At 61.3% G+C, this 18,407-nt stretch carries 20 protein-coding genes; 4 read left to right on the plus strand and 16 right to left on the minus strand.

Annotated elements, in window-relative coordinates:
• The 4 genes from GSQ93_RS37815 to waaA form a co-directional block, all read left to right on the plus strand.
• A partial coding sequence (locus GSQ93_RS37815; protein WP_216857655.1) for a hypothetical protein occupies positions 1 to 268 on the plus strand: 268 nt, incomplete at its 5' end.
• Positions 269 to 343: 75 nt separating this feature from the next.
• Complete coding sequence (waaC, locus tag GSQ93_RS22385) at positions 344 to 1,339, plus strand: lipopolysaccharide heptosyltransferase I (protein WP_158937981.1); 996 nt, start codon at positions 344 to 346, stop codon at positions 1,337 to 1,339.
• 365 nt (positions 1,340 to 1,704) lie between these two features.
• A complete protein-coding gene (locus tag GSQ93_RS22390) occupies positions 1,705 to 2,589 on the plus strand; it encodes a Kdo hydroxylase family protein (protein ID WP_158937836.1) in 885 nt (294 codons plus the stop codon).
• A 121-nt stretch (positions 2,590 to 2,710) separates the two neighbouring features.
• Complete coding sequence (gene waaA, locus GSQ93_RS22395; protein WP_158937837.1) at positions 2,711 to 4,036, plus strand: lipid IV(A) 3-deoxy-D-manno-octulosonic acid transferase; 1,326 nt, start codon at positions 2,711 to 2,713, stop codon at positions 4,034 to 4,036.
• A 53-nt stretch (positions 4,037 to 4,089) separates the two neighbouring features.
• Here the strand turns inward: waaA and GSQ93_RS22400 are convergent, their stop codons facing one another.
• The 16 genes from GSQ93_RS22400 to urtB form a co-directional block, all read right to left on the minus strand.
• Entirely contained in the window at positions 4,090 to 5,301 is a 1,212-nt protein-coding gene (locus GSQ93_RS22400) for a glycosyltransferase (protein ID WP_158937838.1), read from the minus strand.
• Positions 5,302 to 5,483: 182 nt separating this feature from the next.
• The gene (gene ureG, locus GSQ93_RS22405) at positions 5,484 to 6,134 is read right to left on the minus strand and encodes an urease accessory protein UreG (RefSeq protein WP_089161280.1); all 651 of its coding nucleotides are present in this window, start codon (positions 6,132 to 6,134) and stop codon (positions 5,484 to 5,486) included.
• Positions 6,135 to 6,139: 5 nt separating this feature from the next.
• Positions 6,140 to 6,820 (minus strand): urease accessory protein UreF, encoded by a 681-nt coding sequence (locus GSQ93_RS22410; RefSeq protein WP_158937982.1) that lies wholly within the window; start codon positions 6,818 to 6,820, stop codon positions 6,140 to 6,142.
• A complete protein-coding gene (gene ureE, locus GSQ93_RS22415; protein WP_158937839.1) occupies positions 6,807 to 7,493 on the minus strand; it encodes an urease accessory protein UreE in 687 nt (228 codons plus the stop codon). The genes GSQ93_RS22410 and ureE overlap by 14 nt, the downstream gene beginning before the upstream one ends.
• 7 nt (positions 7,494 to 7,500) lie before the next feature.
• On the minus strand, positions 7,501 to 9,207 hold the full coding sequence (ureC, locus tag GSQ93_RS22420) for an urease subunit alpha (RefSeq protein ID WP_158937840.1): 1,707 nt from the start codon (positions 9,205 to 9,207) through the stop codon (positions 7,501 to 7,503).
• Positions 9,208 to 9,229: 22 nt separating this feature from the next.
• Positions 9,230 to 9,535 carry an urease subunit beta gene (locus GSQ93_RS22425; RefSeq protein ID WP_158937841.1) on the minus strand — a complete coding sequence of 102 codons (306 nt, stop codon included), beginning with the start codon at positions 9,533 to 9,535 and terminating at the stop codon, positions 9,230 to 9,232.
• A 32-nt stretch (positions 9,536 to 9,567) separates the two neighbouring features.
• Positions 9,568 to 9,870 carry an urease subunit gamma gene (locus tag GSQ93_RS22430; protein WP_031362362.1) on the minus strand — a complete coding sequence of 101 codons (303 nt, stop codon included), beginning with the start codon at positions 9,868 to 9,870 and terminating at the stop codon, positions 9,568 to 9,570.
• Positions 9,871 to 9,959: 89 nt separating this feature from the next.
• Positions 9,960 to 10,679, minus strand: coding sequence for an amino acid ABC transporter ATP-binding protein (locus GSQ93_RS22435; RefSeq protein WP_031362363.1), 720 nt, complete (start codon positions 10,677 to 10,679; stop codon positions 9,960 to 9,962).
• Positions 10,666 to 11,316 (minus strand): amino acid ABC transporter permease, encoded by a 651-nt coding sequence (locus GSQ93_RS22440; RefSeq protein ID WP_158937842.1) that lies wholly within the window; start codon positions 11,314 to 11,316, stop codon positions 10,666 to 10,668. The genes GSQ93_RS22435 and GSQ93_RS22440 overlap by 14 nt, the downstream gene beginning before the upstream one ends.
• Positions 11,313 to 11,990 (minus strand): amino acid ABC transporter permease, encoded by a 678-nt coding sequence (locus GSQ93_RS22445; protein ID WP_158937843.1) that lies wholly within the window; start codon positions 11,988 to 11,990, stop codon positions 11,313 to 11,315. The genes GSQ93_RS22440 and GSQ93_RS22445 overlap by 4 nt, the downstream gene beginning before the upstream one ends.
• Positions 11,991 to 12,050: 60 nt before the next feature.
• Positions 12,051 to 12,854 carry a transporter substrate-binding domain-containing protein gene (locus GSQ93_RS22450; protein WP_158937844.1) on the minus strand — a complete coding sequence of 268 codons (804 nt, stop codon included), beginning with the start codon at positions 12,852 to 12,854 and terminating at the stop codon, positions 12,051 to 12,053.
• 204 nt (positions 12,855 to 13,058) lie between these two features.
• A complete protein-coding gene (locus GSQ93_RS22455) occupies positions 13,059 to 13,940 on the minus strand; it encodes an urease accessory protein UreD (RefSeq protein WP_158937845.1) in 882 nt (293 codons plus the stop codon).
• Between the two features lie 43 nt (positions 13,941 to 13,983).
• On the minus strand, positions 13,984 to 14,676 hold the full coding sequence (urtE, locus tag GSQ93_RS22460; RefSeq protein WP_158937846.1) for an urea ABC transporter ATP-binding subunit UrtE: 693 nt from the start codon (positions 14,674 to 14,676) through the stop codon (positions 13,984 to 13,986).
• A gap of 11 nt (positions 14,677 to 14,687) precedes the next feature.
• Positions 14,688 to 15,515: an urea ABC transporter ATP-binding protein UrtD gene (gene urtD / locus GSQ93_RS22465; protein ID WP_158937983.1), complete on the minus strand. Its 828-nt coding sequence runs from the start codon at positions 15,513 to 15,515 to the stop codon at positions 14,688 to 14,690.
• A gap of 65 nt (positions 15,516 to 15,580) precedes the next feature.
• Positions 15,581 to 16,771 (minus strand): urea ABC transporter permease subunit UrtC, encoded by a 1,191-nt coding sequence (gene urtC, locus GSQ93_RS22470; RefSeq protein ID WP_158937847.1) that lies wholly within the window; start codon positions 16,769 to 16,771, stop codon positions 15,581 to 15,583.
• 1 nt (position 16,772) lies between these two features.
• Positions 16,773 to 18,332 carry an urea ABC transporter permease subunit UrtB gene (urtB, locus tag GSQ93_RS22475; RefSeq protein WP_254074001.1) on the minus strand — a complete coding sequence of 520 codons (1,560 nt, stop codon included), beginning with the start codon at positions 18,330 to 18,332 and terminating at the stop codon, positions 16,773 to 16,775.
• Positions 18,333 to 18,407: the final 75 nt, after the last annotated feature.

The raw sequence follows: 18,407 nt of genomic DNA on the forward strand, positions 1-18,407 counted from the left end.
AAGAAATGACGTGCCGCCACGCACAGTGGCTAACAGTGATAAAGAGAAAATCCGAGTCAAGCAGACCACTAACGCCGAAAGCAGCAACCCGGCACTGACCCCGACCGCTAACGCAGAAACCTGGCGCCCAAGCATCAACCCTGACTGCTACGCTGCAAATACTGCCCCAAACACCAGCGCGAGCCTAAACCGAACCGCAAGCGAAAACCAGAACCCAAGCGAAAACCAGAACCCCCAGCTCAAGCGAAAAACCAACCCCAAGACCTAGCGCCAGCGGTAAACTCCGGCGCATCTCAAAATTGTCCACGCGTCGTCCAATCCGACGGCGCCCACCGTGTCCAGCGTGCAAAAGATCTTGATTGTCCGGGTGTCGTCCCTTGGCGACGTCGTCCATAACATGCCGGCCATCGCCGATATCCGTCGTCTCCACCCCGATGCCCAGGTCGACTGGCTAGTCGAAGAGAGCTTCACGGATCTCGTCGAACTGGTCGAAGGCGTCCGCCGCGCCATCCCGTTCTCACTGCGGCGCTGGCGCAAACGCCTCTTTTCCCTCGATAACTGGCGCGAAATCCAACGCTTCCGCCGCACACTCGCCGCCGAAAAATACGATCTCGTCATCGACTGCCAGGGGCTCATCAAAACCGCATGGGTCGCAAGCTGGGCGCGCGGTACGCTGGTCGGCCTGGGTAACCGCACCGACGGCGCCGGCTACGAATGGCCCGTTCGCTACTTCTACAACAAACGCGTGCCCATCGAGCCGCGCACGCACGTGGTCGAACGCACCCGGCAACTGGTCGCAGCCGCACTCGGCGATCCACGCCCCGAAGCAACGGATGCGATCGAATTCGGCATCGATACCCGCCGCGCCGCGCTGGCGTTATCGGAGGCAGGGTTGAACCTGCCGGTGCCGTACGTGGTGTTCGTCCACGCCACGTCCCGCGCCGATAAACAATGGCCCGAAACCGCCTGGATCGAACTCGGCCAGACGCTGATCCGCCGCGGAGTTTCAATCGTGCTTCCGTGGGGCAGCGAGACCGAACGCGAAACGAGCGACAAACTGGCGAAAGAATTCGGCGCAGCAGCGGTCGTGCCGCCGAAACTCTCGCTGCCGGCTGTGGTTGGCCTGATCGACGGCGCGGCAGCAACGGTAGGCGTGGACACGGGACTCGTGCACATCGCGGCAGCCCTGAAGCGCCCGACCGTCGAGTTGTACAATTTCTCGACCGCCTGGCGCACGGGCGGTTACTGGTCGCCGCGCGTGGTGAATCTGGGTAGCGCAAACCAGCACCCGACGTTGCAGCAAGTCAAAGCGACCCTCGCAGGGTTCGGGCTGCTTTGATACACGAGCAGCAGTGGGGCGGTAGCGGTATAGGTATCGGATAGGGTGAGAAGCAGTAACGGGCATCGCGTGAGGAAACGGCTTCGGTTCGAAGGCTTGGCTCAATCGCCGAAATAAACCGGCGCCGCGTCGTTTGACGGAGCGAAGCGAAACCCGGTGGTTTGAGGTCCATCAACTGCTGGCCTTGCGCGTCGCGGATTTTGCAGTCGGTTTGAGCGAAAATGCACCGCGATCGCCGGGGCGCAACGTTTCCCCGATGCGTCAATAGAAGCCAATCGAGCCCGATTGAAGCCGATCGACCCCGGTCACGATAATCGCGAAACATCGAGCCCGCTCACTCGCTCATCCAAACAAATCGAAGGCACATGACCGAATCTCAAATTATTGAAGTTGCCTCCGCCGACTGGCAGGGCCAGCAGCTTTCCGTGCCGCGCGAGGCGTTGCTGGCCGGCGTCGAGCGCGGCAAAGTCCTGTATTTCCCGCGTCTGACGTTTGCCATAGAGGGCGGCGAACGGGCGCTCCTGGACCCGAAGGTTGCCGATCCCGAGCGCAAGAACATCAGCCTCGCGCCCAATGGCGGCGCGCTCGCGGGTGTACTCGGCGACGCCGTCACGCAATCCGCCGTCCGGGCGTTGATCGCGCGCTATCAGGCGAACGCTCGCTCGCTGGTCGACGGGCTGTTCCCTGAATATCGCGACAAGTTGCGGGTCGCGCCGACCAGCTTGCGGCTGCATCGCGTGGAAACGCGCGAGACGTCGTGGCGCAAGGACGACAGCCGCCTTCACGTCGATGCGTTTCCGTCGCGGCCCAATTATGGCGAGCGCATCCTGCGCGTGTTCACCAACGTCAATCCGGATGGCGCGCCGCGTGTGTGGCGCGTCGGCGAGCCGTTCGAGGACATGGCGAACCGCTTCCTGCCAGCAATCAAAGCTCCGGTTCCCGGCGCGGCGTGGCTCATGAATCTCCTGCATATCACCAAGACGCCACGCAGCGAATACGACCACCTGATGCTCCATTTGCACGACGCAATGAAGGCCGATCTCGACTATCAAGCGACATCGCCGCAGCAGGAAATGCCGTTTCCGCCCGGTTGCGTATGGGTGTGTTTCTCCGATCAAACTTCACACGCCGTCATGTCCGGCCAGTACATGCTCGAGCAAACTTTCTTCCTTCCCGTCAGCGCCATGGCCCAGCCCGACTGCGCGCCGCTCGGAATCCTGCAACGCCTGAAAGGCAGGGCGCTGGTTTGAGCGCCGCAGCCCGGTGGGCGTGTTTCGCAGGTTCGGTCCTTTGCGCGGGTTTTCACGTGCGCGGTGAGGGATCGTTGCCGACGTTACCGTCGTTGTCGAGCGTCTGCCGTGAGGGCGGCCGATGCTGAGGCTCGTGTATCGCGCGTTATGGTGGCTCGTCGCGCCGCTCGCGGTGTTGCGACTATTGATCCGATCGCGGCGGGAGCGGGGGTATCGCGAACATATCGGCGAACGGTTTGGATTGGGTCCTGCACGCCGTGCCGACGACCTCGCGCCGTTGATCTGGGTGCATGCGGTGTCTGTAGGGGAGACGCGCGCGGCGCAACCGTTGATCGAAGCGTTGCAGCAAGCCCATCCCGATGCCCGCATCCTGCTGACGCACATGACCCCGAGCGGCCGCGCGACCGGCGTGGAGCTTTATGGCGACCGAATTTCGCGGAGCTACCTTCCCTACGATTCGCCGTCGCTCGTGCGGCGGTTCTTGCGCGCGTGGCGGCCGTCGCTGGGCATCGTGATGGAAACGGAAGTGTGGCCGACGCTCATCGACGAATGCAAACGCGCCGATATCCCGCTGGTGCTGACCAACGCGCGGATGTCGGCGCGCTCGTTCAAACGCGCGGCAAAGTTCGGCCATGCAACGCGCGAAGTGTTCGGTGGTTTTACGCGTGTGCTGGCGCAGACACAGTCCGACGCGGACCGCCTGAGCGCGCTGGGCGCGCGCAATGTCACGGTGCTCGGCAACCTGAAGTTCGATATGGCCGCGCCGCCCGAACTCTATGCGCGTGGGCATGCATGGCGCGCGGCGATTGGGGAGCGCCCGGTGTGGGTCGCGGCGAGCACGCGAGAGGGTGAGGAAGCGCTGGTGCTGCATGCGTTCACGACTTTGCGGACCCGCGTTCCCGATGCGTTGCTGATCCTCGTGCCGCGCCATCCACAGCGGTTCGATGAAGTAGCCATTTTGATCGATGCCGCCGCGCAGTCCTATGTGCGTCGTTCCATCTGGGCGGGACGGGCGGCGGCAGCGGGATCGGGAATCGATGCCGCGCCGGTATTGCCTCCGGACGTCAACGTGCTGCTCGGCGATTCGATGGGCGAGCTGAGCGCGTATTACGCGGCGTCGGATCTGGCGTTTATCGGCGGGAGTTTGCTGCCGCTGGGCGGGCAGAACCTGATTGAGGCGTGCGCGGCGGGCGTGCCGGTGCTGATTGGCCCGCACACCTTCAATTTCACGCAAGCAACGAACGATGCGATCACGGAAGGCGCGGCGTTGCGGGTGAGCGATCCGGCGGCGTTGGCGCGCGGCCTGCAGGAACTTTTCTCCGATAAACCCCGCCGGCTCGCCATGAGCGCGGCGGCGTCGGCGTTCGCGGCGAAGCATCGCGGGGCGACGGCGAGGACGGTGGCGGTGCTGGGGGCGTTGTTGCGCACGCAAGCAGAGGAACAGTGAGTCGGACGTTCGCGCCGTCTAGCTTCTGGCGGCGCGAGCGAACAATTCGTGACCTACCCGCGCTCCGCCAAAATCCGCGTCACGCAAGCAACGAACCGCTCATTGCTTGCCTCCACGCCATACGCCCGCGCCCGTTCCAGCGCTTCACGCGTAAAGCCATCGCGCAGCGCATGGTCCGATAACAACCGCGACAGCGCCGCTGCCATGGCGTCCACATCGCCGATAGGAACCAGTAGCCCGAACCGCCCGTTGTCCAGGATCTCCCGTGGCCCGGTCGGGCAATCGGTTGAAATCACCGGCTTGCCAAGCGCGAGCGCCTCCAGCAAAACCATCGGCATGCCTTCGTAGCGCGAGCTGAGCACCAGCGCACTCGCGTGCGCCACAACGGCGTGCGGATTGTTCCGATACCCCGTGAAATGCACGCGTTTGCCGATTCCCAACTCCACCGCCAACGCTTCCAGCTCGCCGCGAAAACCGCCGTCGCCGACAATCACCAGGTCTTCCTGCAACTCACCGTCACCGTGCGTCCTAACAAGCTGTGCGTAAGCGCGCAGCAGGGTCCCGTGATCCTTCTGGATCTCGTCGAGCCGCGCTACCGAAACGATATACGGCCCGGCACACGGCGGCGCTTCCACATGCGCGCCGTTCTCGCGAATCCGGTCGATATCAATCGCATTCGGCAGCACAAACACATTGCGCAAATGGCCGTTGAACAGCTCGCTCGCTTCATCGGCCATCTGGCGGTTCAGCGCGGCAATGCCGTCGTAGCGCCCATATTGCGCGAGCAGCCGTTTCATTTTCCGGCGCCGGCCGCCGAGTCGTGCATCGAAACTGAAATGGTTCACGCCGAGCCACGCCACGCCGAAGCGGCCGGCCAGGCGGCGCAGTGACATGTCGAAGTCGATGATGATGTCGTGACGCTGGGCCAGGGCGGCCACGCGTGCCTTCACGTAGGGGCGCACGGCGAGCGTGTTGAAGACGTCGCGGCCGACGCGGCCGAGCCTGCTCAGCCGATGCGCGTAACGACGCGCCTGGAACAGGTTGAGCCAGGGTTTGTCGGTGAGAATCTCGACGCCAACGTCCGCGGGAACCAGCGCGCGAAAGCGCTGTTCGAACGCGGGGGACGAAAACATCACGGACAACGTCACCGAAAAGCGCGCACGGTCGTAGATCCGCAGCCATTGCATCAACGACGATTCGATGCCGCCGTCGTTGAAATCCGCGATATGAAACAGCACGGCGATGCGCTTGGACGGTTGCGCCATGGGTGTCGAAGAGGCCGCAGGCGACGATTTCAGCCGCACAGCGGCGTCGCGAGTCAGGAGCGTGTCAGGACTGTCGATCAGAGGTCTCCGAAAGCGGGCCTATGGCCGTAAAAAGGGCAAGGCGACATGTTAACGCACTCGATCGTCTGAGAACAGTTTCTCCCGAGCCCTGAAACCGACACTCAGGCCGCGAGCAGACCCTTCTTTTCGATGAAGCGAATCACGACGTCGAGCCCTTCCAGCGCCTTCAGGTTACACATGACAAATGGCCGTTCTCCGCGCATCTTCCTCGCATCGGAGGCCATGATGTCGAGATTTGCGCCTACATACGGGGCAAGGTCGATCTTGTTGATGACCAGCAGGTCGGACTTCGTGATGCCCGGGCCGCCCTTGCGCGGAATTTTTTCGCCGCCGGCGACATCGATCACGTAAATAGTCAGGTCCGATAATTCGGGGCTGAAGGTGGCCGCGAGATTATCCCCGCCCGATTCGATGAACACGATATCCGCATCCGGGAAACGCTCGATCATCTGGTCGACGGCTTCCAGGTTGATCGACGCATCTTCGCGGATCGCCGTGTGCGGGCAGCCGCCCGTTTCCACGCCCATGATGCGCTCGGCCGGCAACGCGCCCGCAACCGTCAGCAGGCGCTGATCCTCTTTCGTGTAGATGTCGTTGGTGATCGCGACGAGATCGTATTTGTCGCGCATCGCCTTGCAGAGCATTTCGAGCAATGTGGTCTTGCCCGAGCCGACCGGACCTCCCACGCCCACGCGCAAGGGCGGCAGTTTCTTGGAGCGGCGGGCAGCGGCGGAATAGACGGGTGCGTTCATGGTTTTTAAGAGCGGAACAAGCGTGAATATTGTGATTCGTGGCGCGCCGAGAGAATGCCGAGCTGCGGCGCGAAGGTGTTGATTTCGCCGGGCGATGTGTCGAGCGCTTTTTCTACAGCGGTATTGATGGCAACGCGCAACGCGACGATGATCCGCTGGCCCGCGATCTGGCCTAGCGGTACGGCTTTTAACGCGGCGGCGGCCTGGTTTTCGACCCACGAAAAGGCGTAGGCGGCGAGGGCGGCGTCGGTGGCGGCATCGTTGGCGTAGGCGGCGAAGGCGAACGCGGTCGGCTGCGAAATCGGTTTGATGGCGTTTAACGTGGCTAAACGCGCGGCGTCGCCCCATTCAAGCTGCGTGCACAACTGCGCAAGCGACCAGCCCATCTGCTGCGTCTCGCGCCGCAATTCCGAGGACTCGCGGCTGGCGAGGAATTCTTCATCGGCGGCGGCGAGTCCTGCTGCATCGTGATCACGCCAGCGGGTGATCTGATGTGCAAGAAACGGCAACTCGCCGCGTGCGAGCACATTCGTCAGCCCGCTGGCGATCCATTCGCGAGCGCTGTCGCCATCGTGGATCAAGCCGTGTTCTATTGCCGACTCAAGACCCTGCGAGTAACTGAACGCGCCGATAGGCAATGCCGGCGACGCCAGATGAAGCAGGGCAGTGAGTTCAGCGATGCGCATGACCGTGGTCGTGGTCGTGACCTTCGTGATCGTGGCCTTCGTGGTCATGGTCTTTGCCATGAGCGTGTGCGGCGTGGTCGTGGGCTTCGTGGTCCCCGTGCCCACGGGCGCATTGCGAATGGTCACCGTGATCATGGCCGTGCGCGTGTCCGTGATCGTGCCCATGATGTTCATCGAAGACCTTTTGCGCGAGCGCATAGTCCTCTACAAACGTCTCGTCATGGCCATGCTTGTGACCGCCGCCGTACGCGCCCGTCTCTGGCTGAAACGGCGCCGTCGCGTGATCGACATGCGCGCCCAGACGCTTCAGCATGTCTTCCAGCACCGGATCAGCTTCCAGTTTCAACTGCCCCGCGGTCACTTCCACAGGCGTGTGGCGATTGCCCAAATGGTACGCGGCGCGCGTCAACGTAATGGGATCGTGGGCGTGGACAACCAGCACGTCCTGCGGCGCAGCGATCACGCGAACCAGTCCGCCGTCGTCGGCAACTAGCATGTCGCCGTCGCGCAGCACCGTGCCGCGCGGCAGCACCAGCGCGATTTCCTCACCGTTATCCAGCATTGCTGCCAGGCGGCTCTTGCAGCGGTCATCGAAGCCAAGAGTTAATGTAGGCGCGCGTTTGATCAACGGTGCGGCAAGTTTCGCTTCGATACGTTTATCGATCGTGCGCATGAAAGTCTCAAAATAGGAAGTAGCGCTGCGCCATCGGCAAGACGGTTGCCGGCTCGCAGGTGAGCAACTGGCCGTCGGCTACCACCTGATACGTTTCCGGATCGACAGTAATGGACGGCATGTATGCATTGTGAACCATGTCGGTCTTCGAGATGTTCCGGCAGTTCTTCACCGCGACCACTTGCTTCTTCAATCCATACCGTTCGCCGATTCCATCGTCCAGCGCCATCTGCGAGACAAACGTCAGAGAAGTCTTTCCCAACGCCCCGCCGCGGGTGGCGAACATCTCGCGGTAATGCACCGGTTGCGGCGTCGGAATGGATGCGTTCGGGTCGCCCATCTGCGCGACCGCGATCATGCCGCCTTTCAGAATCATTGCAGGTTTCACGCCGAAGAACGCCGGTTCCCAGAAGACGAGATCCGCCCATTTGCCCGGTTCGATGGAACCCACTTCATGCGCGATACCATGCGTGATCGCCGGGTTTATCGTGTACTTGGCGACGTAGCGTTTCGCACGAAAATTGTCGTTGCGCGATGAGTCTTCTGGCAACGCGCCGCGCTGCGTTTTCATCTTGTGCGCGGTCTGCCACGTCCGAATGATGACTTCGCCAACGCGCCCCATCGCTTGCGAATCGGAAGACAACATGGACAGCGCGCCCAGGTCATGAAGGATGTCTTCGGCAGCAATCGTCTCGCGTCGAATCCGTGATTCTGCGAACGCGATATCTTCCGCAATCGATGGATCCAGGTGGTGGCAAACCATCAGCATGTCGAGGTGTTCGTCGAGCGTGTTGATGGTGTACGGACGCGTAGGATTCGTCGATGAAGGCAGCACGTTCGGCTCGCCGCAGACCTTGATGATGTCGGGTGCATGGCCGCCGCCCGCGCCCTCCGTGTGATATGTGTGGATCGTGCGGCCCTTGAACGCGGCCACGGTCGTCTCCACAAAACCCGCTTCGTTCAGCGTGTCCGTGTGAATGGCGACTTGCGTGTCGGTATCGTCGGCGACCGATAAGCAGTTGTCGATAGCAGCCGGCGTCGTGCCCCAGTCTTCGTGGAGCTTCAGCCCAATCGCGCCGGCCTTGATCTGTTCGATCGCCGGCGCGGGCAAACTCACATTGCCCTTGCCGAGAAAGCCGAGGTTCACCGGCCAGCCGTCGGCTGCTTGCAGCATGCGTTCGAGATGCCACGGTCCCGGCGTGCAGGTCGTCGCGTTCGTGCCGGTCGCCGGGCCGGTTCCGCCGCCTAGCATCGTCGTCACGCCTGATGCTATCGCTTCATCAATTTGCTGCGGGCTGATGAAGTGAATATGCGAGTCGATACCCCCCGCCGTCACGATCATCCCTTCACCGGCAATCACCTCGGTCGCCGCGCCAATCGCGATGTTCACGCCCGGCTGAATATCCGGATTGCCTGCCTTGCCGATCGCAAACACGCGCCCGTTCTTGATGCCGATATCCGCCTTCACGATGCCCCAGTGATCGAGGATCAGCGCGTTCGTCACGACCGTATCCACCACGTCGGCGTGCACGCGTTGCGACTGGCCCATGCCGTCGCGAATCACCTTGCCGCCGCCGAATTTCACTTCTTCGCCGTAGGTGGTGAAGTCGCGTTCGACTTCGATCAGCAGGTCGGTATCGGCGAGACGCACGCGGTCGCCGGTAGTCGGGCCGAACATCTCCGCGTAGGCGCGGCGTCCGATGCGTAGCGTCATTTCGATAATCCTGAAGTTGAGATCAAAGCGGCCCCATGACGAGGCCGTTGAAGCCGTAGACTCGGCGATCGCCTGCCAGCGCCACGAGTTCAACAGTGCGCTCCTGGCCGGGCTCGAAGCGCACGGCCGTACCCGACGCAATGTTCAGCCGGAAGCCACGCGCTTTAGCGCGATCGAACGTGAGCGCCGTGTTGACTTCGAAGAAATGAAAATGCGAACCGACCTGCACCGGCCGGTCACCTGTATTCGATACCGTCACGGACACCGTCTCGCGGCCCGCGTTGAGTTCGTGCTCACCATCATCGATGAGATATTCGCCGGGAATCATGCGCGGCTCCTTTTAAGTGAGGGCAGGGCAGTTCAGGGAATCGGATGATGGACGGTCACGAGCTTGGTGCCGTCGGGGAAGGTAGCTTCTATCTGGATGTCCGGAATCATTTCCGGCACGCCGTCCATGACGTCGTCGCGTGTGAGCAGCGTGGTGCCGTAGTGCATCACGTCGGCGACGGTACGGCCGTCGCGTGCTGCTTCCATGAGCGCCGCCGAGATGAACGCGATGGCCTCCGGATAGTTCAGCTTCAGCCCGCGTGCACGTCGGCGTTCGGCGAGCAGCGCGGCGGTGAAGATCAGCAGCTTGTCTTTTTCGCGGTGAGTGAGCTTCATGGGATTGGAACGTGTCTCGGGTCTCTCGGATTAGGCCGATTTTGCCAGCGTCAGTGTTGCAAGAATCCTAGCATTGCAACCCTACGATTTCATTGGATGAATTTCTTCAATTCGATGGTCGTCGGCCGCTCGAAGATTTCCTCCGGCGTGCCGCTTTCCCACACGCGCCCCTGATGCATGAACACGACCTTGTTCGATACACGCCGCGCAAAGCGCATCTCGTGCGTGACCATGATGAGTGTCATGCCATCGGCGGCGAGGCTTTCCACGACGGCCAATACTTCACCCACCAGTTCGGGGTCGAGCGCGGATGTGATTTCATCGCAGAGCAGGACCGTCGGTTTCATTGCGAGCGCCCGGGCGATAGCCACGCGCTGCTGCTGTCCACCCGACAGTTGCTCGGGGTACGCGTTGAATTTATCGGCGAGGCCGACGCGTTCAAGCACTTGCTCGGCGGTCGCGCGCGCCTTTGCCTTGTGAACCTTCTTCACCACAGTCTGCGCGAGCATCACGTTCTGTCCCGCGGTGAGATGCGGGAACAGGTTGTACTGCTGGAACACCATGCCGACTTTCAAGCGCAGCGCGCGCAGATCGGCATGACGAGCGTCCATGTGTTCGCCGTCAATTTCGATCGACCCTTCGTCGATACTTTCCAGTCCGTTCAAGGTCCGCAGCAAGGTGCTTTTACCCGAGCCGCTGCGTCCGATGATTGCCACCACTTGTCCCGATTCCACCGAAAAATCGATGCCCTTCAGGACCTGGTTCGCGCCGAACTGCTTCTTCAAGTTTTGGGTTTCAACGAGCGGCATTCCATTTCCTTTCGAGCGTGCGCGCGTAGCGGGTAAGCGGATAACAAATCACGAAATAGATCACGGCGACGAGACCGTAGACCACGAACGGCCTGAAGGTCGCGTTCGAGATCATCGTGCCGGCTTTCGTAAGTTCGGTGAAGCCGATGATCGAGACCAGCGCCGTGTCCTTCACGGCCTGCACGCCAAAGCCGACTGTCGGGCCGATAGCAATGCGCGTAGCTTGCGGAAGAATCACGTGACGCAGTTGCTCGAAGTAATTCATCGCGAGACTGGACGATGCTTCCCACTGACCCTTGGGAATCGCTTCAACGCAGCCGCGCCAGATCTCCGCGAGATAGGCGCTGGTGAACAGCGTGAGGCCGACGGTTGCCGCAATCCAGGGCTGGACTTCTATGCCGAGCAGCGGCAAACCGAAGAACACGAGGAACAGTTGCATCAGGAGCGGCGTGCCCTGGAAGATCTCGATGTAGACCTTCACAATGGTTCGCAACACTCGCGAACTCGACACGCGCATCACGAGCAGGACGAAGCCCACGATACCGCCGGCCACGAACGAAACGATCGACAACACGATAGTCCAGCGCGCCGCGAGCAACAGATTGGTGAGTATCTGCTCGAAGGTAAATTCGATCATCGGGCACCTCGCAGATTGCGCGCGAACAGGCGTTTGCCTGCTTCGTTAAGCGCGAAGCGCAAGAGGATCGCCATGACGAGATACGCCGCCGTGATCAGGAAATACGTTTCGAACGCGCGGAAGTTGCGCGACTGGATGTAGCTCGCGGCATAGGTCAGGTCGGCAACGGATATTTGCGAAACTACCGCCGAACCGAGCATGGTGATCACGATCTGGCTGGTGAGCGCAGGGAACACTTTCGCGATGGCTTGCGGCAAGACCACATGCCTGAAAGTCTCGCCGCGTGTCATGGCCAGCGACGCCGCTGCTTCAAGATGCCCCTTCGGCACAGCCGCAATACCCGAGCGGATGATCTCCACCGAATACGCGCCGAGATTAAGCGTCATGGCGAGCACGGCGGCGACGTATTCATCGATACGAATACCCAGCGCCGGCAGCCCGAAGAACACGAAGAACAATTGCACGATGAACGGCGTATTGCGGATCGCTTCTACGTAGCCGCCAACGAACGAGCGCACCGCCGGATACTTGCTGTCTTTGCCCGCGGCTCCGAGTATGCCGACGGTGAGGCCGAGCACGGTCGATACAGCGGTCAGCCCAAGTGTTACCGCCGCGCCGCTCGCAAACATGCCGGCGTATTGCCCGAGATCGCCGAACTGGAGTTGATAAGCCATTAAATCGGCGCCTTGTTATTTAAGCTTGGTTTTGAGCTTGATTCGGAGTGACGCGTCTGATTACAAACCGGCCGGCAACGGCGCCTTGAACCACTTCTCCGACATGGCTTCGAGCGAGCCGTCCTTTTTCGACTGGGCGATGGCTGCATCGACTTTAGCCAGCAGGCGCGGTTCATTCTTGTTCATGCCGACGAAACACGGCGAGTTCTTGATGATGAATTTCGGTTCCGGACGGCGTGGGGGATTCTTTGAAAGGATGGCTGCGGCCACGATATTGCCCGCTGCAATCAGATCGACCTGGCCGGAAAGGAACGCCTGGATAGTTGCGTTGTTGTCTTCGAAACGCTTGATGGTCGCGTTCGGCGCCATTTGCGTCAGCGCGATTTCTTCGAGCGCGCCGCGCGTGGCGCCTACCGTCTTGCCGGTGAGATCGGCGGGACCGGTGACCTTGATATTGGCCGGCCCGAATACGCCTTGGAAGTACGGCGCGTAGGGCGCGGAGAAGTCCATGACCTTCTCGCGATCCGGCGTCTTGCCTAGCGACGAGATCACCAGATCCACTTTGTTTGTCGTCAAGTACGGCACGCGATTCGCGCTGTTGACCGGCACGAGCTCCAGCTTCACGCCCAGCGACTTGGCGAGCAGCGCGGCCATATCGATGTCATAACCCTGCGGCTGCATATCGCCGCCGACCGCGCCGAACGGCGGGTAATCCTCCGGCACGGCGACTTTCAGGACGCCGGCTTTCGTGACGTTATCGAGCGCGTCGGCGTGGGCGGTCAGCGGGGCTAGAGCAAGAGCCGGGAGGGCGATGAGGGCAGCGACTGCCGTGCGAAGAGCGTTGCGGCGAAGCGTGTTGGTCATTTGATTCTCTTTCCTTGGATCGCGATGTGGCGCGGTGCGTCTCATTCATGGACGCACTCGTCGGAAAGGGAGTAAAGCGAGAGTCGTGCCATTGCCTTTGTGCCTTTCTGGACGGGCTTAAGCGCGATGCACGTCTTGGTGATGCACAAAGTATGGGCGTAATTGTGCGCGTTTGTGGTGCGCATTTTCTGAGGAATTACCCGGCTACGTTGTCCAAAGCCGTAATGGTCGGGCATCGGCGCCGTGAATCAGCGGGCGCAACGTAGTCCAGCATTCGATCATTAACTGTTGAAGTGGCTCCATCGAATGGCTTGCCGCGCGGATGATCAACACGCCCGGGGCGACGCAGGAAGCGGCGGCGCGCAGGGTTTCATTGAACGGAAGCTGTGCTGTCAGGGATTCCGCCAGCGCGTCGTCGCAGGCCGGTCCGATCGCCCAGAGCGTGCCGTAGGCGGGGAAGCCTGCAAGACCCTGTGGCGCGAGCCGTAGAGGGTCATTGGCGGAGAGCAACGCGCGCTCGGACCAGCGGAGCCGGCCCTGGCTGTCCCTGATCCGCGCCGTCGATGCCAGCCGTCCGTCCGACCATCGTTCGCCGGCTGCTTGCCGGCCCAGTTGCATCGCGTCCCAGCCGATCGCTGTTGCCGTCGGGTCCATCGTCAACGTGAAATCCAGCGCAACGTTCGATGACTCGAACACGATGTTGTTCTGCGGCAGCCAGTCGAGCTTTGCGTTTGCGCCAACGCGGATATCGATGCGCTGCGTGGCGAGCTTGCCGTTCGCCTTGTACCACTTGGTCGCGCCCGGCGTAGTGATGACCGCGTGCGTTTGCTCGGCCAAGTCGATGTCAATTGCCAGCCGGTCGCCGCCTGCGACGCCGCCCGGCGGATGCACGATTACGGCGTGGCAGATCGTTTCGCCTTCCGGGTACAGGGGCCGTTGCATGCGCAGTGGGCCGACGTGTTTCCGATGCGTGAGCGCGGTTCGCCCCGAAGGCTGATGCGTGAAGCCGAGTTCGAGCCTGCCATGCCACTCGTCGGAATCGGGGGCTGTAGCTGGCAGTAGGGCGGCTATAGGTTCGTGATGCATGAGGCTTTAGGGATCGGAGCGAATCGCCATGTTACGGCGAACGTCAGACCGCGATCAACTCCCGCACGCCTTCCGCTTCCATATCCGCGCCCGCCCCACCGGCTACGATCTCGCCTCGGCTCATCACCCAGTAGCGGTCAGCCAGTTCGCGAGCGAAGTCGTAATACTGTTCAACGAGCAGCACCGTCATGCCCATTTCATCGACGAGTTGACGCAACGTGCGCCCGATATCCTGGATGATGGACGGTTGAATGCCTTCGGTGGGTTCATCGAGAATGAGCAGTTGCGGTTCACTCATGAGCGCCCGGCCGATGGCAAGTTGCTGTTGCTGGCCGCCCGACAGATCGCCACCGCGCCGGCTTTTCATTTCCTTGAGCACCGGGAACAGGTCGTAGATCCGGTCCGGTACTTTCGATGGCGACTTGCGGCTCGCCGCGCCCACCAGCAGGTTTTCTTCTACGGTCAGGCGGCCGAAGATGTCGCGTCCTTGCGGTACGTAAGCGAGGCCACTTGAGACACGCTTGTAAGTGGGCATCGATGAGATCTTGGCGCCGCGCCAGGCGATCGTGCCGCTTTTGGTGGGCACCACGCCCATTAAACAGCGCAGCAGGGTTGTCTTGCCCACGCCGTTGCGGCCCAGCAGCACCGTGAGTTTTCCGTCAGGCACGGTCATCTTCACATCACGCAGGATGTGGCTGCCGCCGTAAAACTGGTTGAGGGAATCGACTTCGAGCATTTGTATTTCCTTTATCGGCCGAGGTACGACTCGATCACTTTCTCGTTGCGCTTTACTTCGTCCAGCGTGCCGTGTGCAAGCACGCTGCCTTCGGCCATCACCGTCACCCGTCCCGTGTCTCCCGAGAGCGCCGCGACGAACTCCATGTCGTGCTCGACCACCATCATCGAACACGTGCCGCGCAGTTTATTCAGCAACTCCGCGAGCTGCATGGTTTCATGGTCCGTCATGCCGGCAGCGGGTTCGTCGAGGAGTAGCAAGGCCGGTTGCTGCATCAGCAACATGCCGATCTCCAGCCGCTGCTTCTGCCCGTGCGAGAGCTCGCCTGCGAAACGCGTGGCATCGGCTTCAAGGTGGATGAGCTCCAGCGTCTCTTCGATCCTTGCTTGGGCCTGACGGTCGAGCTTCGATCTGAGCGAGGCTAACCACCCCTTGTCGGTTTTCATCGCGAGTTCGAGGTTCTCCCACACCGGATGATTCTCGAACACGGTCGGCTTCTGGAATTTCCTTCCGATACCCGTGCGCGCAATCACCGGCTCCGACATGCGCGTCAGGTCAAACGTCTGGCCCAGAAACACCTTGCCCGAATCGGGTCGGGTTTTACCGGTAATCACGTCCATCATCGTGGTCTTGCCCGCGCCATTCGGTCCGATCACGCAGCGCAGTTCGCCCACATCGATGGATAACGTCAGCTTGTTCAGCGCCCGGAAACCATCGAAGCTTACGGTCACGTCTTCCAGATACAGGATCGTGCCGTGCGAGACATCGATCTCGCCCGGTTCCAGCACGTGGCCAAGACCCGTGATGCCGTTCTGGTTGCGCTCGCTCTTCTCGTTCATCTCCGGCAGCGGCGGCAAGTCCACGATCAATGCGTTGTACGTGTTAGGCGAGGTGAATGATGTGTTCAATGTGAATGTCCTCCCGCTTTCTTCTTACGCAATGCCATATCGATCAGACCCATGATGCCGTTGGGTAGCAACAAGGGCACCAGCGTAAAGATCAGGCCCAGGAAGAACAGCCAGTACTCAGGGAAGTTCGCCGTAAAAAAGCTCTTCGCACCGTTCACCGCGAACGCGCCGATAATCGGCCCGATCAACGTCCCCCGTCCCCCCACGGCCACCCAGATCGCCATCTCGATGGAGTTGCCCGGCGACATCTCGTTCGGGTTGATGATGCCCACCTGCGGCACGTACAACGCGCCTGCAATGCCGCACAGAATCGCCGACACGGTCCAGATAAAGAGCTTGTAAGAGAGCGGGCTGTAACCGAGGAACATCAATCGAGCTTCACCATCGCGCACGCCCGTCACCACACGCCCGAGCTTCGATGTCACAATCGCCCGCGCCGCGATAAACGCCAGAATCAACACGCCCAGCGTCATGAGGAACAACACGGTGCGCGTACTGGCCGATGTAATCGGAAACCCCGCGATGCGCTTGAAATCGGTAAAACCGTTATTGCCGCCGAAGCCTGTTTCGTTGCGATAGAAGAGCAGCATCGCGGCGAACGTCATCGCCTGCGTGATGATCGACAGGTACACGCCTTTGACACGCGAGCGGAACGTGAAGAAGCCGAACACCCAGGCGAGCACGCCGGGCACGAGTATCACCAGCGACAGCGCATACCAGAGGTGTTCAGTGCCCTGCCAGTACCACGGCAGCTTGTGCCAGTCGAGGAACACCATGAAGTCCGGCAGATCGCTCTGATAGTTCCCCTCGCGGCCAATCGAGCGCATCAGGTACATGCCCATCGCGTATCCGCCGAGTGCGAAGAACAGGGCGTGGCCCAAGCTCAGGATGCCGCAATAACCCCAGACGAGATCAAGCGCAAGCGCGCCGATCGCGTAGCACATGAGCTTGCCGACAAGCGTCATCGAATAGGCGCTTAGGTGGAACGTGCTCGATTTCGGCAGCACGAGCGCGGCGATGGGTACGCAGATACCCATCGCGATCACGAACGCAATCAGCGCAATCCAGCCGCTGCGGGGAAGGAGCGCGGCACGCGGCGGCAGGCCCAAAGCAAAACCTTCGCGCCTGGCTTGCTCATCGGGTTGCGGTGCAACATCGAGATTCGCTGAGACGTTGGGTGTAGTCATCTCAAACCTCGGCGCTACGGCCCTTCAGGGCGAACATGCCCTGAGGACGCTTCTGGATGAACAACACGATCAGCACGAGCACCGCGATCTTCGCGAGCACCGCACCCCAGAACGGCTCGATTGTCTTGCTGACCAGCCCCAGTCCGAACCCGCCGATTACCGTTCCCGCGAGTTGCCCGACGCCACCCAGCACCACCGTCATGAATGAATCGATGATGTAGCTCTGCCCCAGATCCGGCCCGATATTGCCGATCTGCGAGAGCGCGCAACCGCCCAGTCCCGCGATGCCTGCGCCGAATGCGAAGGCGTATGAATCCACGCGTGCTGTCTTTACGCCGACGCACGCGGCCATCCGGCGGTTCTGAGTCACGGCGCGCACGAACAGGCCTAAGCGCGTCTTGGTGAGCACGACCCACGCGAGCAGCACGACAACGAGCGAGAAGCCGAGAATGGTCAGGCGGTTGTAAGGCAATATAAGGTTCTGCATGATGGAGACACCGCCGCTCATCCACGAGGGGTTCGTCACCTGCACGTTCTGCGCGCCGAAGATCGTTCGGGTGGCCTGAATCAGGATCAGGCTGATGCCGAACGTGGTCAGGAGCGTCTCAAGTGGACGGCCGTAGAGATGTTTCAACACCAGCCGTTCCAGCACGATGCCAACGACCGCAGCCGCTGCAAACGACACTGGCACCGCGAACAGCGGATACCAGTTGAACGCACCCGGTGCGTAGTGCTGGACGAGATTCTGGACCACGTACGTGGCATAGGCGCCGATCATGAGAAACTCGCCGTGCGCCATGTTGATCACGCCGATCAGACCGTACGTAATCGCGAGGCCCAGTGCCGCGAGCAAGAGCACGCTGCCCAGCGACAGACCCGCGAAGATCGTGCCGACAATCTCGCCGCGCCGCTGAATCGAATTCAGTTCTTCAATACCTGCTTGCGCTGCGGCACGCACGCGTTCATCGGGCTCGTTAAACGTACCGTCCGCGTTCTTGACCACGATCGGGCGCAGCAGTTCGTTCATATCGAGGTCGTGACGCGCGGCAACCAGTTGCACGGCTTCGAGGCGCTTGTTCGGATCGGTATCGTGTAAGGCGGTCGTGGCCCAGAGCGTATCGAGACGTTTTTTAAGTGCTGGATCGGTTTCCTTGGCGCGGGCTTTATCGACTAAAGGTTTGATCGAGGGATCCGCGTTCTTGAGCAATTCATCGATGGCAGCACGCCGTGTGGCGATATCAGGTGACGCCAGTTGCAAGCCCGACACCGCGCCCGATACCTTTGAGCGCAGCAGATTGTTTAGGGTGACGGGTTGCGCATCGGGCGCTTCCACGATCTTGTTGGTGAGCGGATCCTTGTTGCCGTCGTCGGTCTGGATCAGCACTTTGCCCGCGTCGGTGGCGACCAAAGAACCATCGGAGAGCGCGTTGAGCACGGCGATTGAAGGGGCATCGGCGTTGGCGATGAGCTTGTCGACGGCAGCGGACTTGGCGTCGAAGTCATCGGCCGCGAGCGGCGCGAGATCGTCGGTGGTGAGGGCCGCAAAGGCCATCAACGGCATGCAGGCAATCAGGATTGCGCAGAGGCCACGGCGAGCGAAGCGAAGCATCGAATCAGTCATGAAGGGCCTGTCAGG

This window comes from Burkholderia sp. S171, from assembly GCF_009766085.1.
Lineage (GTDB): Bacteria > Pseudomonadota > Gammaproteobacteria > Burkholderiales > Burkholderiaceae > Caballeronia.

Excerpts from the sequence above, each read along its gene's own strand:
- urtB (WP_254074001.1), bottom strand. The coding sequence starts at position 18,332 with ATGCCGTTGATGGCCTTTGCGGCCCTCACCACCGACGATCTCGCGCCG.
- GSQ93_RS22390 (WP_158937836.1), top strand. The coding sequence starts at position 1,705 with ATGACCGAATCTCAAATTATTGAAGTTGCCTCCGCCGACTGGCAGGGC.
- GSQ93_RS22400 (WP_158937838.1), bottom strand. The coding sequence starts at position 5,301 with ATGGCGCAACCGTCCAAGCGCATCGCCGTGCTGTTTCATATCGCGGAT.
- waaA (WP_158937837.1), top strand. The coding sequence starts at position 2,711 with ATGCTGAGGCTCGTGTATCGCGCGTTATGGTGGCTCGTCGCGCCGCTC.
- GSQ93_RS22445 (WP_158937843.1), bottom strand. The coding sequence starts at position 11,990 with ATGGCTTATCAACTCCAGTTCGGCGATCTCGGGCAATACGCCGGCATG.
- urtD (WP_158937983.1), bottom strand. The coding sequence starts at position 15,515 with ATGAACGAGAAGAGCGAGCGCAACCAGAACGGCATCACGGGTCTTGGC.
- ureG (WP_089161280.1), bottom strand. The coding sequence starts at position 6,134 with ATGAACGCACCCGTCTATTCCGCCGCTGCCCGCCGCTCCAAGAAACTG.
- GSQ93_RS22435 (WP_031362363.1), bottom strand. The coding sequence starts at position 10,679 with ATGCCGCTCGTTGAAACCCAAAACTTGAAGAAGCAGTTCGGCGCGAAC.
- ureC (WP_158937840.1), bottom strand. The coding sequence starts at position 9,207 with ATGACGCTACGCATCGGACGCCGCGCCTACGCGGAGATGTTCGGCCCG.
- ureE (WP_158937839.1), bottom strand. The coding sequence starts at position 7,493 with ATGCGCACGATCGATAAACGTATCGAAGCGAAACTTGCCGCACCGTTG.
- GSQ93_RS22425 (WP_158937841.1), bottom strand. The coding sequence starts at position 9,535 with ATGATTCCCGGCGAATATCTCATCGATGATGGTGAGCACGAACTCAAC.
- GSQ93_RS22440 (WP_158937842.1), bottom strand. The coding sequence starts at position 11,316 with ATGATCGAATTTACCTTCGAGCAGATACTCACCAATCTGTTGCTCGCG.
- urtC (WP_158937847.1), bottom strand. The coding sequence starts at position 16,771 with ATGACTACACCCAACGTCTCAGCGAATCTCGATGTTGCACCGCAACCC.
- GSQ93_RS22450 (WP_158937844.1), bottom strand. The coding sequence starts at position 12,854 with ATGACCAACACGCTTCGCCGCAACGCTCTTCGCACGGCAGTCGCTGCC.
- GSQ93_RS22455 (WP_158937845.1), bottom strand. The coding sequence starts at position 13,940 with ATGCATCACGAACCTATAGCCGCCCTACTGCCAGCTACAGCCCCCGAT.
- urtE (WP_158937846.1), bottom strand. The coding sequence starts at position 14,676 with ATGCTCGAAGTCGATTCCCTCAACCAGTTTTACGGCGGCAGCCACATC.
- GSQ93_RS22430 (WP_031362362.1), bottom strand. The coding sequence starts at position 9,870 with ATGAAGCTCACTCACCGCGAAAAAGACAAGCTGCTGATCTTCACCGCC.
- GSQ93_RS22410 (WP_158937982.1), bottom strand. The coding sequence starts at position 6,820 with ATGCGCATCGCTGAACTCACTGCCCTGCTTCATCTGGCGTCGCCGGCA.